The 14,570-nt window shown below is 69.7% G+C and carries 14 protein-coding genes; 8 read left to right on the forward strand and 6 right to left on the reverse strand.

Features of this window, described 5'->3' with window-relative positions; genetic code table 11:
• Window positions 1–34 precede the first annotated feature (34 nt).
• Window positions 35–1,432 carry a bifunctional lytic transglycosylase/C40 family peptidase gene (locus ACM26Y_RS06980; protein ID WP_040781413.1) on the forward strand — a complete coding sequence of 466 codons (1,398 nt, stop codon included), beginning with the start codon at window positions 35–37 and terminating at the stop codon, window positions 1,430–1,432.
• Window positions 1,433–1,519: 87 nt separating this feature from the next.
• Here the strand turns inward: ACM26Y_RS06980 and greA are convergent, their stop codons facing one another.
• Together greA and ACM26Y_RS06990 are read right to left on the reverse strand one after the other, a co-directional pair.
• On the reverse strand, window positions 1,520–2,014 hold the full coding sequence (gene greA, locus ACM26Y_RS06985; RefSeq protein WP_003935085.1) for a transcription elongation factor GreA: 495 nt from the start codon (window positions 2,012–2,014) through the stop codon (window positions 1,520–1,522).
• 223 nt (window positions 2,015–2,237) lie between these two features.
• The gene (locus ACM26Y_RS06990) at window positions 2,238–2,669 is read right to left on the reverse strand and encodes a DUF4307 domain-containing protein (RefSeq protein WP_416063013.1); all 432 of its coding nucleotides are present in this window, start codon (window positions 2,667–2,669) and stop codon (window positions 2,238–2,240) included.
• Window positions 2,670–2,823: 154 nt separating this feature from the next.
• Between ACM26Y_RS06990 and mca the strand changes: the two genes are divergently transcribed.
• Genes mca through ACM26Y_RS07005 form a run of 3 tightly spaced genes read left to right on the forward strand, consistent with a single transcriptional unit; the run spans window position 2,824 to window position 6,054 of the window.
• Entirely contained in the window at window positions 2,824–3,702 is an 879-nt protein-coding gene (gene mca, locus ACM26Y_RS06995) for a mycothiol conjugate amidase Mca (RefSeq protein WP_003935083.1), read from the forward strand.
• Window positions 3,699–4,016 carry a hypothetical protein gene (locus ACM26Y_RS07000; protein ID WP_289379894.1) on the forward strand — a complete coding sequence of 106 codons (318 nt, stop codon included), beginning with the start codon at window positions 3,699–3,701 and terminating at the stop codon, window positions 4,014–4,016. Before mca ends, ACM26Y_RS07000 begins: the two co-directional genes overlap by 4 nt.
• Window positions 4,017–4,026: 10 nt before the next feature.
• On the forward strand, window positions 4,027–6,054 hold the full coding sequence (locus tag ACM26Y_RS07005; protein ID WP_416063014.1) for a thioredoxin domain-containing protein: 2,028 nt from the start codon (window positions 4,027–4,029) through the stop codon (window positions 6,052–6,054).
• Between the two features lie 12 nt (window positions 6,055–6,066).
• Here the strand turns inward: ACM26Y_RS07005 and ACM26Y_RS07010 are convergent, their stop codons facing one another.
• Complete coding sequence (locus tag ACM26Y_RS07010) at window positions 6,067–6,981, reverse strand: mechanosensitive ion channel family protein (RefSeq protein ID WP_203011513.1); 915 nt, start codon at window positions 6,979–6,981, stop codon at window positions 6,067–6,069.
• 62 nt (window positions 6,982–7,043) lie between these two features.
• The gene (trhA, locus tag ACM26Y_RS07015; RefSeq protein ID WP_416063015.1) at window positions 7,044–7,712 is read right to left on the reverse strand and encodes a PAQR family membrane homeostasis protein TrhA; all 669 of its coding nucleotides are present in this window, start codon (window positions 7,710–7,712) and stop codon (window positions 7,044–7,046) included.
• 163 nt (window positions 7,713–7,875) lie between these two features.
• Between trhA and ACM26Y_RS07020 the strand changes: the two genes are divergently transcribed.
• Complete coding sequence (locus ACM26Y_RS07020; RefSeq protein ID WP_003935078.1) at window positions 7,876–8,643, forward strand: isoprenyl transferase; 768 nt, start codon at window positions 7,876–7,878, stop codon at window positions 8,641–8,643.
• A gap of 61 nt (window positions 8,644–8,704) precedes the next feature.
• Here ACM26Y_RS07020 and coaA read toward each other — a convergent pair whose 3' ends face one another.
• The gene (gene coaA, locus ACM26Y_RS07025; RefSeq protein WP_003935077.1) at window positions 8,705–9,637 is read right to left on the reverse strand and encodes a type I pantothenate kinase; all 933 of its coding nucleotides are present in this window, start codon (window positions 9,635–9,637) and stop codon (window positions 8,705–8,707) included.
• Between the two features lie 172 nt (window positions 9,638–9,809).
• Between coaA and ACM26Y_RS07030 the strand changes: the two genes are divergently transcribed.
• From ACM26Y_RS07030 to ACM26Y_RS07040, 3 genes are all read left to right on the forward strand, one after another.
• Window positions 9,810–11,000, forward strand: a complete 1,191-nt coding sequence (locus ACM26Y_RS07030) for a DUF885 domain-containing protein (RefSeq protein ID WP_416063016.1) — start codon at window positions 9,810–9,812, stop codon at window positions 10,998–11,000.
• Window positions 11,001–11,111: 111 nt separating this feature from the next.
• Window positions 11,112–12,407: a serine hydroxymethyltransferase gene (glyA, locus tag ACM26Y_RS07035; RefSeq protein ID WP_416063017.1), complete on the forward strand. Its 1,296-nt coding sequence runs from the start codon at window positions 11,112–11,114 to the stop codon at window positions 12,405–12,407.
• 266 nt (window positions 12,408–12,673) lie between these two features.
• Window positions 12,674–14,029 carry a PhoH family protein gene (locus ACM26Y_RS07040; RefSeq protein WP_193788771.1) on the forward strand — a complete coding sequence of 452 codons (1,356 nt, stop codon included), beginning with the start codon at window positions 12,674–12,676 and terminating at the stop codon, window positions 14,027–14,029.
• A 121-nt stretch (window positions 14,030–14,150) separates the two neighbouring features.
• Here the strand turns inward: ACM26Y_RS07040 and ACM26Y_RS07045 are convergent, their stop codons facing one another.
• Window positions 14,151–14,561, reverse strand: coding sequence for a carboxymuconolactone decarboxylase family protein (locus ACM26Y_RS07045; protein WP_416063018.1), 411 nt, complete (start codon window positions 14,559–14,561; stop codon window positions 14,151–14,153).
• Between the last annotated feature and the right edge of the window lie 9 nt (window positions 14,562–14,570).

Here is a 14,570-nt window from a genome sequence, read left to right on the forward strand (position 1 = left end):
TGAAGTCGTTCGTCAAGGGATGGGGAGTTCGCGAATGTCAGTTGACCCGTCGGCGGTGATTGTGGCGGTAGCCACTGCGGCGAGTGCCCTGGTACAGGGAGCGGACATCCCGGAGCATCTTCAGGAACAGGTGACGCAGGTCATCGAGTCGTTCCAGGCATCCGCCGAAGCCGTTGCCTCGGCCACGGATCAGCAGGTCACCGACCTCGTCGCGGCGCTGCCCGAACCGATGCGCCCGGCCGCCGAGCAGGCCGTGGCGGATACGACCTCGGCCGCGAAGGACGCGTTGATGCCGCATCTGCCGCCGGAGGCGGCCGCGGTACTCGAACCGCCGGCCGAGAATCCGGTGCAGGCCGTGCTCGAACAGGCGCCGTCGGTGCTGGCCCCGGCCGCGCCGGCGGGACGGCCGTCGGTGTTCGGCGCCCCCGCCCCCGGCGCTGTGACGGGCAGCGGTGCGTGGGGGTCGGCACCGGGCGGGGTGGGAACCGGCGGTGCGGCGGTGACGTTGCCGTCGATCCCGGCGATCCTGCCGGGCACGAACCTGGCGCCGATCGGGGCGATCGCGGTGTTCGCGCCGTGGCTGCGCAAGGCCGGGAAGTTGTGCGAGGGCGTCGGGGCGCCGGTGCTGGCGGCGTTGTATTCGGCGGAGAACGGATTCCGGTACGGACCGAGCGCTCCGGTCTCGCCGGTGGGCGCGAAGGGGCCGGGGCAGTTCATGCCGGGTACCTGGGATGCCTATGGCAAGGACGCCGACGGGGACGGGCGGGCCGACGTGCTCGGCATCGCCGATCCGGTGATGGCGTCCGGGAATCTGTTGTGCGACAACTACCGGCAGATCGAGCAGTGGAAGGCACAGGGGGTGGTGCGCGGCGACACCCTCGACCTCACGCTCGCGGCGTACAACGCGGGCCTCGGGGCCGTGCGCCGATCCGGGGGCATGCCGTCCGGCCTGCCGGACTACGAGAACCAGACCAAGCCGTACGTGGCGAAGATCCGGGCGACCGAGATGGTGTTCGCGCGGCTGCTCTCACCGTTCTTCGGGCTCGGGCTGCCGGGGATGACCGAGACCGGTAACCGGGTAGTGGATCTGGCGTTCCGGTACCTGGGGCTGCCGTACGTGTGGGGCGGCGGCAACATCAACGGTCCCTCCGGCGGCGGGTTCGACTGTTCGGGCCTGACGTCGTACGCGGTGTACGCGGCGACGGGGATGACGCTGCCGCGTACGTCGCAGACGCAGTGGCGGGTCGGCACCGAGATCCCGATCGAGCTGGCCCGGCCGGGGGATCTGGTGTTCGGCAACTGGCAGTCCGACGGGCCCGGGCACGTGGGCATCTACATCGGCGGCGGCCAGATGGTGCATGCCCCGACGTTCGGAGACGTGGTGCGCGTCGGCGCGGTCTTCCCCGGCATGAAGGCCCGCCGTCTGATCTGAGGTGCTGTACGCGAGAAGGGTCCGACCGGTGCCTCCGGTCGGACCCTTCTCGCGTGTCGGTCGAGCCGCGCGACGGCTCGCCGCCGATCAGCTGTGGTACGGCTCCGCGCTGACGAGCGTCACCTTCATGGTGCTGCCGTTGGGAAGCGTGTACTCGCGGGTCTCGCCGACCTTCGCGTCGATCAGGGCACCGCCCAGCGGGGAGCTGGGGGAGTAGATCTCGATCTCGTTGCCCCGGGCGCCCTCCTCGCGGGTGGCGATGAGGAACGTCTCCTTGTCGCTTTCGTCGCCGTCGTAGTAGACCGTGACGACCGAGCCGGGCAGCGCGACGCCGGACTGCGTGGGCGCGACACCGACCTTCGCGTTGTTCAGCAGTTCCTGCAGCTGACGAATCCGGGCCTCTTGCTGACCCTGCTCCTCGCGAGCGGCGTGGTATCCACCGTTCTCCTTGAGGTCGCCCTCCTCGCGGCGCTCGTTGATCTCGGCCGCGATGACGGGACGATTCGCGATGAGCTGGTCGAGTTCTGCCTTGAGTCGGTCGTACGACTCCTGTGTCAGCCAGGTCACCTGGGTCTCGGTCATCCTCGATCACTTCCTTCGGGTTGGAGCTCCCGGCTCCGTCGACTGGTCGCCGCAACTCGCAGCGACGACGGCAACGCGGATCCCTCGAACGTTCCCCCCAAGCCAGTGGCGAACAGGACCGCACTGCTTCCTATGCAGCAATACACGGCCCCAAAGGGTGGAACCGTGTATCAGGCAATTCTAGCACCAACGTGGTCGCGACCACGGAATCCGCAGCGTGCGGTCAGTGCGCGCGCAGGTATTCGGGCACGTCGAAGCTGCAGCCGTACATGTCCGCCATGCCCGGCCGCTGCGACGTGATCACCGGAGCGTCCATCAGCAGGGTGCCGGATTCGGACGACGGGATCAGCACCTCGCGCCGGCCCGTCTCGGATCCGTCCTTCGACCGCGAGCGGATGATGCACACCGCCTCCTGCGAAGGGTCCTTCCGCGTCACGGTGAACTGCACCTGCACGGTCGAGTCGTCGACGACGGTGTAGGTGACGACCTCGCTCTCGATGTCCGGGGTGCCGAACTTCTGGTAGAGCAGGAACGCCGCGAGCACCCCGGCGACGAGCCCGACGGCGACCAGTGCCCACAGCCAGGTGCGGCGGGACCCGCCCGTCGCCGGGTAGCGGCCGGTCGGGTAGCGGTCGGTCGGGGTGGTGTCGGTCATCACACTTACTTTCGTGCACCCGCGGGCCCAGCGGGGGCGTGGCTGACGAGGGACGTGTCAGGTGGAACTATAGGGGAGGAACCCAGGACGCCGGCCCGCAGTGCCGGTGGTCCGGGTAGCGACGATGCAGCCGACGGCGAGGTGGAGGAAAGACGTGAGCGGACTACGGCTCATGGCCGTGCATGCCCATCCCGATGACGAGTCGAGCAAGGGTGCCGCCACGACGGCCCGCTATGCCGCGGAAGGGCACGAGGTGCTGGTGGTCACCCTGACCGGGGGTGAACGCGGCGACATCCTCAACCCCGCGATGGACATCCCCGGGATCCGGGACCGCATGCCCGAGGTCCGGCGCGAGGAGATGGCCGAGGCCGCCCGCATCCTGGGGGTGCAGCAGCGGTGGCTCGGGTTCGTCGACTCGGGGCTGCCGGAGGGTGACCCGAAGCCCCCGCTGCCCGAGGGCTGCTTCGCGCTGGTGCCCCTCGAGGAACCCACCCGCAAGCTCGTCGAGGTGATCCGGGAGTTCCGGCCGCACGTGATGACCACCTACGACGAGAACGGCGGCTACCCGCACCCCGACCACATCCGGTGCCACGAGGTCTCCGTCGCGGCGTACGAAGCGGCCGGCGACCCCGACCGCTTCCCCGAGGCCGGACCGGCGTGGAAGGTGCAGAAGCTGTACTACTCGCACGGGTTCATCCGCAAGCGCCTCGAGCTGTTCCGCGAGGAGTACGAGCGGCGGGGCGAGCCGTTCCCGATGGAGGAGTGGCTCAAGCGGTGGCGCACCGAGCAGGGCGACATCATGGCGCGGGTGACCACGCAGATCACCTGCAGCGACTACTTCCCCAAGCGTGACGACGCGCTGCGCGCCCATGCGACGCAGATCGATCCCAACGGCTCCTTCTTCGCCGTGCCGCTGGACATCCAGCAGAAGGTGTGGCCGACGGAAGAATTCGAGTTGGCCAAGACCCGCGTGCACACGGCGATCCCCGAAACGGATCTGTTCGCGGGCATCGAGGACGGACAGGTGAGATGACGGTAGGCATGCTGGCGGCCGAGGTCCTGGCCCAGGACCCCACCGGCCCCGAATTCGGCAAGGCGTCGCCGCTCGGTCTCGCACTGATCGTGATCCTGCTCGTGGCGACCGCCCTGCTGATCCGCTCGATGAACAAGCGGCTCGGCAAACTGCCCGAGACGTTCGAACCCGAGCATCCGGAGCCGGACCAGGCCGCCGACGAGGGGACCGATCGCGGGGCGGCGGAAAACCCTCGCGGAGCCGCGCAGAACCCTCGCGGAGCCGCGCAGAACCACAGGCCCGACCACCCCCAGCCCCCGATGGCCGCGAACTGACGGACGCGTCGTGACACCCCCGGAGCCCGCGGCGCCCGAGACCCGTCACCGGAACACTCTCGGTGAGGCGACCAGCCCCTACCTGCGGCAGCATGCCGACAACCCCGTGCACTGGCACCAATGGGGCGAGGAGGCGCTGACCTGGGCCCGCGAGCGGGACGTGCCGGTCCTGCTCTCCGTGGGGTATGCGGCGTGCCACTGGTGCCACGTGATGGCACACGAGTCGTTCGAGGACGAGGCCACCGCAGCGCTGATGAACGAGCACTTCGTGTGCATCAAGGTGGACCGGGAGGAACGCCCGGACATCGACGCGATCTACATGAACGCCACCGTCGCGATGACCGGGCAGGGCGGCTGGCCGATGACGTGCTTCCTCACCCCGGACGGCGCTCCGTTCTACTGCGGCACCTACTACCCGAAGCTGCCGCGCGGCGGGATGCCGTCGTTCACCCAGCTGCTCGAGGCGATCGCCGAGACCTGGCGCAACCGTCGCGCCGACGTGCACCGCTCCGCCGTCGCGATCGTCTCGGAACTGCGCCGCGGCAGCGGCGGCCTCGCGCCCGGCGAGCGGCCGGTGGACGCCGCGCTGCTCGACGCCGCCGACGCCTCCGTCGCCGCCGACGAGGACGCGGTGCACGGCGGGTTCGGAGGCGCCCCGAAGTTTCCGCCGTCCGCGCTGCTCGAGGGCCTGTTGCGCGGATACGAGCGCAGCGGGAACCCGGCCGTGCTGTCCCTCGTCGAACGGACTGCCGAGGCGATGGCGCGCGGTGGCATCTACGACCAGCTGGCCGGGGGTTTCGCCCGCTACAGCGTCGACGCCGGGTGGGTGGTTCCGCACTTCGAGAAGATGCTCTACGACAACGCGCTGCTGCTGCGGATGTACGCGCATCTCGCGCGTCGGACAGCGGCGCCCTGGGCGCGACGGGTCACCGAGGAGACCGTCGAGTTCCTGCTGCGGGACCTGCGCACCGCCGGACGGTGCTTCGCCTCCGCGCTCGACGCCGACACCGACGGGGTCGAGGGCCTGACCTACGTGTGGACGCCCGGGCAACTGGCCGACGTCCTCGGTGACGACGATGCGCAGTGGGCGGCCGAGCTGTTCACCGTCACCGACGCCGGCACCTTCGAACACGGCGCGTCGGTGTTGCAGCTGCGCGCCGAACCGGACGACGCCGAACGCTACGAGCGGGTACGGGCCGAGCTGTTCGCCGCCCGGCTGCAGCGTCCGCAGCCCGGCCGCGACGACAAGGTCGTCACGGCGTGGAACGGTTTCGCGATCACCGCGCTGGCTGAGGCCGGTGCCGCGTTCGGCCGCGCCGACTGGGTCGAGGCGGCCGTCGACTGCGCGCGGACACTGCTCGAGCTGCACCTGGTGGACGGACGGCTCCGGCGTGCCTCCCTCGGCGGCACGGTCGGTGTCCCGGCAGGCGTGCTCGAGGACTACGGAGCCCTCGTCACCGCCCTGCTCGCGGTGTACCAGGCGACGGGCGACGCCGCGTGGCTCGACCCGGCCCGGGAGCTCGCCGACGTCGCCCTGAACCACTTCCAGGATCCGGCACGGCCCGGAAGCTGGTTCGACACCGCCGACGATGCCGAAACCCTGGTGGCGCGGCCGCGGGATCCGATCGACGGCGCCACCCCGTCGGGGGCGGCGCTGATCTGCGAGGCCCTGCTCACCCTCGCCGCGGTGGTGCCCGAGGACCCGCGGTACGCGGACGTGGCGGACGCGTCGCTGCGGTCGGCGGTGGTGCTGCTCGAACGGGCGCCGCGCTCGGCCGGACACTGGCTCGCCGTCGCCGAGGCGGCGGTGCGCGGACCCGTCCAGGTGGCGACGGTCGGCGGCGGCGAGCTGCTCACCGTCGCGCGGCAGGCAGCTCCCGGCGGCGCCGTCGTGGTCGGCGGGGACCCGGACTCGTCACCGTTGCTGGCCGGCCGACCGCTGGTCGACGGACGCCCGGCAGCCTACGTGTGCCGCCGATACGTGTGCGACCGGCCCGTCACGACGGCGGCCGAACTGCGTGCGGCGCTCTCGGCGTGAGCGATCGGGATCTCAGTCGGCGCGGGACGAGGCCAGCAGAGCCGGCAGGGGAGCATCGATGCTGTTGTCGTCGAACGCCTCGAGCACGGCGCGGGCGATCGCGCGCTGCACGGCCCACTGCTTGCCGGCACGGGTGCGCACCGTGATCCGCAGCGTCACCGATTCGGGGGTGACGGAGTTGACGCCGAGCATCTCGGGCGGCTCGAGGACGTCGCGGGCCAGGTCGTCGCGTTCGACCGTCTCGAGCGCGGCGCGCAGCGCCACCTCGCACGCCCGGTGGACGTTGGCGGCGTGGGCGATGGGGGCGTCGACGACGGCGACGGCGTAACCCTGGCTCATGTTGCCCACGCGCAGGATCTCGCCGTTGCGGCAGTACCAGAGGGTGCCGCTGATGTCGCGGACGGTGGTGACCCGCAGGCCGACCGATTCCACGGTGCCGACCGCGTCGCCCAGGTCGACGACGTCGCCGACGCCGTACTGGTCCTCGAGCAGCATGAACATTCCGGAGATGAAGTCACGCACCAGGTTCTGCGCACCGAAACCGAGGGCCACGCCGACGATGCCGGCGGACGCGATGAACGGTGCGACGTTCAGTCCGAGGGTGCCCAGTATCTGCAGGACGCACCAGACGAGCAGCACGACGGAGACACCGGACTTGAGCACCGAGCCGATCGTCTCGGCGCGCTGCGTGCGCCGCTCGTTGACCAGCACACCCGGCAGGCCCTTCGGGGCGCGTTCCTGGAAGGGGCGGAGCAGGCCGGGCTTGCTGCTCTGGTGCCGCGGCTTCGTCATCCGGTCGATGAACCGGTGCAGCACGAACCTCAGGATGAGCGCCACCAGGACGTATCCCGCGATCGCCAGCGGCCGCTCGACGAGCCACTCACGGTTGGTGTCGGTCAATTCGAATGCCAGTCGCTGAACAATCATCCCGGCCGAGTCTACGGATCCGTGACGTGGCTGCCACCGATGTGATCTTCGTCCGATCGGGTTTACCCGAACACCACCAGCCACACGGCGACGGCATGGCAGAGGGCGGCGAGCACCGTCGCCGCATGGAAGAACTCGTGGTAGCCGAAGACGTGCGGCCACGGGTCGGGCCACTTCGTGGCATAGAGGATCGCGCCGATGCTGTAGAGGATTCCCCCGACCAGCAGCAGCACCATGGGGACGATGCCCGCCTCGTCGATCAGCTGGCCGGCGACGGGGACGATCGCCCAGCCGAGCAGCAGGTACAGCGGGACGCCCACCCAGCGTGGCGCGGTGGGCCAGAGCATCTTCAGGGCCACGCCGGCGAGGGCCCCGGTCCACACCACCGTCAGCAGCATGCGACCGGTTTCCGGGGGCAGTGCCAGCGTGGCGAACGGGGTGTAGCTACCGGCGATGAACAGGAAGATCATCGAATGGTCCGCGCGTTTCATCCACGTGCGCGCTCGCGGGTCGTGCCAGTGGACCCGGTGGTAGAGGGCGCTCACGCCGAACACGCCGCAGACGGTGAGGCTGTAGATCACCGTCGACCAGCCCGCGGGTGGATCGGCCACGGTCTGCGACAGGACCACCAGCGCGGTGCCGGCCACCACGGCCACACCGAATGCCCACAGATGGATCCAGCCGCGCATCCGCGGTTTCACGGGCAGTTCGTCGATCCCGAATACCGTCATCGCCGGGCCTCCCTTCGATACCGAAGAGTAACCTACGCTTCCGTAACTTGCCTGCCGTAGCCGGACCCCGGGATGGGAGGAGTCACACTCGGAGGCCGCACCCGACCGCCGCCGCGACCCGAGGCCACCGTGAGCGTAATGTGACCCGCGTGGTGATCTCGGGGTGAACGCGCGCGGCCTGCTGTATCAGCTCTACGAACGACGGCTGCTGAGCAAGCTGGACGGCGCGCCGCACCCCCGGCACGTCGCCGTGATGTGCGACGGCAACCGTCGCTGGGCCCGCGAGAACGGGTTCACCGACGTCAGTCACGGACACCGGATGGGTGCCCTCAAGATCGCCGAACTGCTCAGCTGGTGCGATGCCGCCGGCATCGAGCGGGCCACCATCTACCTGCTCTCCACGGAGAACCTGCGGCGTGAGCCCGAGGAGCTCGAGGCCCTCCTCGAGATCATCACCGACGTCGTCGAGGAGATCTCCGGTCCGGAGCAGAACTGGAGCGTCAAGATCGTCGGCACGCTCGACCTGCTGCCGGACGAACTGAGCCGACGCCTGAGCGAGGCCGCACAGCGCACGCAGGGCCGCACCGGCACCCACGTCAACGTCGCGGTAGGCTACGGCGGCCGGCAGGAGATCGCCGACGCCGTGCAGGCCCTGCTGCGAGCCAAGCAGCGCGAGGGGCTCGACGGCGAGGGTCTGGTCGAGGCCGTCACGGTCGAGGCCATCAGTGATCATCTCTACACCTCGGGACAGCCCGACCCCGACCTCGTGATCCGGACCTCCGGCGAGCAACGGCTCTCGGGCTTCCTGCTGTGGCAGAGCGCGTACTCCGAGATCTGGTTCACCGAGGCCTACTGGCCGGAGTTCCGTCGCGTCGACTTCCTGCGCGCCCTGCGCGACTTCGCGGCGCGGCACCGCCGCTTCGGCGCCTAGCCACCGGTGCGTCCTTTGGGCTGTCCCCGCAGCCCAAAGGACGTACCGGCGGCGCAGCCGCCTACAGTTTGCGCAGGCGCAGACGGTTGATCGAATGGTCGGAGTCCTTGCGCAGGACCAGCGTTGCGCGCGGCCGCGTCGGCAGGATGTTCTCCACCAGGTTCGGCCGGTTGATCGAGTGCCAGATCTCCTTCGCGGCGCCCACGGCGTCGCGGTCCGACAGGTTCGCGTAGTGGTGGAAATGCGCCTCGGGATCGGAGAACGCCGTCTTGCGGAGCGCGAGAAACCGCTCCACATACCATTTCTCGATGTCCTCGAGGCGAGCGTCGACGTAGATCGAGAAGTCGAACAGGTCCGACACCATCAGCCTCGGACCGGTCTGCAGGACGTTCAGGCCCTCGATGATGAGGATGTCCGGTTGCCGCACCACGTGATATTGGCCCGGGATGATGTCGTAGGAGATGTGCGAGTACACCGGGGCCGCCACCTCCGCGGCGCCGGATTTGACCTCGGTGACGAACCGGAGCAGTTTGCGCCGGTCGTAACTCTCCGGAAACCCCTTGCGATGCATGATGTTCCGTCGCATCAGCTCCCGGGACGAGTACAGGAAGCCGTCGGTGGTCACCAGGTCCACCCGAGGATGGTGTTCCCAGCGCGCCAGCAGTGCCTGCAGCACGCGCGCCGTGGTCGACTTGCCGACCGCGACCGAGCCGGCCACTCCGATCACGAACGGCACCTGCTGGTCCGGATGCTTCTCGCCGAGGAACGTTGCGGTCGCGGCGAACAGGCGCTGTCGTGCGGCGACCTGCAGATGGATGAGACGGGCCAGCGGAAGGTACACCTCCGCCACCTCCGCCAGATCGATCTGCTCGCCGAGGCCCCGCAGGCCGCGCAGTTCTTCCTCGGTCAGCACCAGCGGCGTCGACTTGCGCAGCGTCCGCCACTGCTTGCGGTCGAACTCGACGTACGGACTCGGCTCGCTCAGACGCGCCACCGGCACACTCCCGACTCGACGGGCCCGGCGGCACACGCCGGGGATGGCTCGCAGCGAAGGATGTCCATATCGGCCGATTGTGCTCGCTGACACATCCGCTCGCTGCGCGGGGTCCGGTTTCCGGGGTCGCCGACGGGCCGTGGACCGGTTCGGGGTACTAGGGTGCGAGGGCATGGACCCGGACTCGCTGGTGCGTGAATACCTCCTGCTCGGCTTGGCGTTCGACCGGCTCGAGGAGGGTTTCGTCGACGCCTTCACCGGTGACCCGGACCTGCGTCGCCGTGTGGAGAACGCGCCGGCTCCGGATCCTCGTGACTTGTCCCACATCGCACGCAGGCTGCGGGCCGAGCTGCCTGCGACGGGGCTCTCCGGCGAGCGCACCCGCTTCCTCGACGTGCACCTGCGCGCCCTCGACTGCTCGGCCCGCAAGTTCGCCGGTGAGGACATCGCCTTCGTCGAGGAGGTCGAGGCCTACTTCGACGTGCGTATCGACATGGGCGACGAGGATGCGTACCGCGACGCCCACCGGCGGATCGACGCGCTGCTGCCCGGCAGCGGTCCGCTCGCCGAGCGGCTGCAGGCCCACCGCAAGTCCGAGGTCGTTCCCGCGGACCGCCTCGCCGAGTGCGTGGACGCCTTCTCGAGCGCCCTGCGCGACAAGGTCCGCGCGGTGTTCCCGCTACCCGAGACCGAGACCGTCGAATACGAGGTGGTCGGCGACAAGCCGTGGTCGGGGTTCAACTACTACCTGGGCCACTACCGCTCCCGCGTCGCGATCAACTCCGATCTCGACCAGCACATGTCGCACCTGCCTCGGCTGATCGCGCACGAGTCCTATCCCGGCCACCACACCGAACACTGTCGCAAGGAGGCCGGACTCGTCGCCGGGGGGCACGACGAACAGACCCTCTTCGTCGTGAACACCCCGCAATGCCTCATGGCCGAGGGGCTGGCGGACCTCGCGCTCGAGACGATCGTCGGACCGGGCTGGGGGAAGTGGGCCCAGGACATCTACGCCGACCTGGGCCTGCGCTTCGACGGTGAGCTCGCCGAGCAGCTGCACGAGGCGTCGGCCGGGCTGCTGAGCGTCCGCCAGGACGCCGCCCTGCTCCTGCACGACCGGGGGCGCACCGGCGACGAGGTCGTCGCCTTCCTGGAGCGCTGGTCCCTGTCGAGCCCGGAGCGGGCCCGGCAGTCGCTCCGCTTCCTGTCGTCGCCGTTGTGGCGCGCCTACATCAGCACCTACGTCGAGGGGTACCGCCTGCTCGGCGGCTGGCTGGCGCAGGCACCGGCAGGGACGGAACGCGTCGAACGGTTCCGTCGCCTGCTCGACGAACCCCTGGTGCCCAGTGTCCTGCGGTGACGAGCAGTCGTGACCTGCGTCGTCGCCCGAGGGGACCGGGTTCCTGGACCGGGGGTGGGGTTCGTAGACTGGTAGGTGAATTCCCGCCGTCCCCAGCTTGGAGAAACCTCGATGACCGTTGTGCCCGGCACCGACGTCAACACCGCCTCGCTCGCAGATCTGGACCCCGAGCTGGCGCAGGCCATGGCCGGCGAGCTGTCGCGCCAGCGTGACACGCTCGAGATGATCGCGTCGGAGAACTTCGTGCCGCGCGCGGTGCTCCAGGCGCAGGGCAGCGTGCTCACCAACAAGTACGCCGAGGGATACCCGGGACGCCGCTACTACGGCGGCTGCGAGAACGTCGACATCGTCGAGGACCTCGCCCGCACCCGCGCCAAGGAGCTGTTCGGCGCCGAGTTCGCGAACGTCCAGCCCCACTCCGGCGCGCAGGCCAATGCGGCCGTGCTGATGGCGCTGATGAACCCGGGCGAGAAGCTGCTGGGGCTCGACCTCGCCCACGGCGGGCACCTGACCCACGGCATGAAGCTGAACTTCTCGGGCAAGCTGTACGACGTCGCCTCCTACGGGGTCAGCAAGGAGGACCACCGCGTCGACATGGACGAGGTCCGCTCGATCGCGCTGACCGAGAAGCCGAAGGTCATCGTCGCCGGATGGTCCGCGTACCCGCGGCACGAGGACTTCGCCGCGTTCCGCTCCATCGCCGACGAGGTCGGTGCCTATCTGTGGGTCGACATGGCGCACTTCGCCGGTCTCGTCGCTGCGGGCCTGCACCCGTCGCCGGTGCCGTACGCGGACGTCGTGTCCACCACCGTCCACAAGACCCTCGGTGGCCCGCGCTCGGGTCTGATCCTCGCAAAGCAGGAGTGGGCGAAGAAGATCAACTCCGCGGTGTTCCCGGGCCAGCAGGGCGGCCCGCTCATGCACGTCATCGCCGCGAAGGCCGCCGCGCTGAAGATCGCCGCGAGCGAGGAGTTCAAGGACCGGCAGCGCCGTACCGTCTCCGGCGCGAAGATCCTCGCCGAGCGACTGATGCAGTCCGACGTCACCGACAAGGGCATCACCGTGCTGACCGGCGGCACCGATGTGCACCTCGTCCTCGTCGACCTGCGCAATTCGCAGCTCGACGGCCAGCAGGGCGAGGACCTGCTGCACGAGATCGGCATCACCGTCAACCGCAACGCGGTGCCGTTCGACCCGCGTCCCCCGATGGTCACCTCCGGCCTGCGTATCGGCACCCCGGCGCTGGCCACCCGCGGCTTCGGCGACGAGCAGTTCACCGAGGTCGCCGACATCATCGCGGCCGCACTGACGGGTGCGTCCGACGCCGCGACGCTGCGCGGCCGGGTGAGCGCGCTCGCCACCGCCGCTCCGCTGTACCAGGGTCTCGAGGACTGGAAACTGGTCTAGGGGCGGCCCCCGGCCCGTGCCGGAATTGCCACGTTTACCCAATCTTCACCGACACGCCTCTTCGCTCGTCGAGCGAACGGGGCGTGTCGGCGTTAGCGTCGAGGGTGTAGACGGCGCAGTTGCCGGCTACGCGGGAGGTCCTGATCGTGACTGTGTCAGACAGAGCGAGGGGCCGGCACCCGGCCCTCGTGTCCTTCGTGGACACCAGGTTCGACCGGCCCATCGAACGAAGTCTGTGTGGTGCTACACAGGCCTAGGAGCCTCACGTGACTGCAACACGCTCCGTCCCCGCCCGCCGCTCCGGCAGGACCCCGGCGAAGAAACCCGATGTACGCACCTACGTGCTGGACACCTCCGTGTTGCTCTCCGATCCGTGGGCGGTGACCCGCTTCGCCGAGCACGCAGTGGTGCTACCCCTCGTCGTGATCGGCGAACTCGAAGGCAAGCGGCACCACCACGAACTGGGTTGGTTCGCGAGGGAATCGCTGCGGCTGCTCGACGACCTGCGCCTGCAGTACGGGCGGCTCGATCAGCCCATCCCCATCGGGGACGCGGGAGGCACCCTGCACGTCGAGCTCAACCACACCGACCCGCAGGTGCTGCCGGCCGGATTCCGCACGGACACCAACGATTCCCGGATCCTGGCGTGCGCGCTGAACCTCGCCGGCGACGGGCACGACGTGGTGCTGGTCAGCAAGGACATCCCGCTCCGGGTCAAGGCCGGCGCCGTCGGGCTGAGCGCCGACGAGTACCACGCCCAGGACGTGGTGACGTCGGGCTGGACCGGCATGACCGAACTCGAGGTGGACCGGACGCTGATCGACGACCTGTTCGCCGAGGGCATCGTCGACCTCGACACCGCGAGGGATCTGCCGTGCCACACCGGGATCCGTCTGCTGGGCGGCTCGTCCAGCGCCCTGGGCCGGGTCACGCCGGACAAGCGGGTGCAGCTGGTGCGCGGAGACCGGGAGGCGTTCGGGTTACACGGGCGTTCCGCGGAACAACGGGTGGCGCTGGACCTGCTGCTCGACGAGTCCGTCGGCATCGTCTCGCTCGGCGGCAAGGCGGGCACGGGCAAGTCGGCACTGGCACTGACCGCGGGCCTCGAGGCCGTGCTGGAGCGTCGCACCCAGCGCAAGGTCGTGGTGTTCCGTCCGCTGTACGCCGTCGGAGGGCAGGAGCTGGGCTATCTCCCCGGCAGCGAGAGCGAGAAGATGGGGCCGTGGGCGCAGGCCGTGTTCGACACCCTCGACGGTCTCGCCAGCCCGGAGGTCATGGACGAGGTCATCAGCCGGGGCATGCTGGAAGTGCTTCCGCTGACCCATATCCGGGGCCGGTCGCTGCACGACTCGTTCGTGATCGTCGACGAGGCGCAGTCCCTCGAGCGCAACGTGCTGCTCACCGTGCTCTCCCGCCTCGGCGCCGGCTCACGGGTGGTGCTCACCCACGACGTCGCCCAGCGCGACAACCTGAGGGTGGGCCGTTACGACGGCGTCGCGGCCGTGATCGAGAAGCTCAAGGGACATCCGCTTTTCGCGCATGTCACCTTGACCCGCAGTGAGCGTTCGCCGATCGCGGCGCTGGTGACGGAGATGCTCGAGGAGTTCGCCCCCGGCGCCTGAGGCCGGCTGTCGTGGGCCGGCTGTCGTGGGCCGAATGTCACATCGCGTCGATGACATCGACGCGATGTGACATTCGGTCACCACCACCAGCGCCATTCACACCGCCACCGCGGCGGGCGGGTCAGTTCTGCTCGGAGCGCGGACCGAGCTCGGCCTCGAGGACTTCCTGGACGACGCGCATCGCGGCCAGGCCGGCTGGGGCGCCGCAGTAGGCGCCCGCGTGGATGACCGCCTCGACGATCTCGGTGCGGGTCAATCCGTTCCGCAGGGCGCCGCGCACGTGCCCGCGCAGTTCGTTCTCCGCGCGCAGCGCGATCAGCATGCCGAGGTTGAGCAGGCTGCGGCTGCGACGGTCGAGTCCCGGCCGGGTCCACACCGAGCCCCACACGTGCTCGGTGACGAACTCCTGCATCTCCTCGGCGTCGGTGCCGCGGGCGCGGTCGAAGGCTCGCTCGACGAAGTCGGCGCCCATCACCTCGCTGCGGACCCGAACTCCGGCCTCGAACGCGGGCGTCCGGTCGGCGTCGGTCATCGTCGTGCT

It is taken from the genome of Rhodococcus indonesiensis, from assembly GCF_047782815.1.
GTDB classification, from domain to species: Bacteria; Actinomycetota; Actinomycetes; order Mycobacteriales; family Mycobacteriaceae; genus Rhodococcus; species Rhodococcus indonesiensis.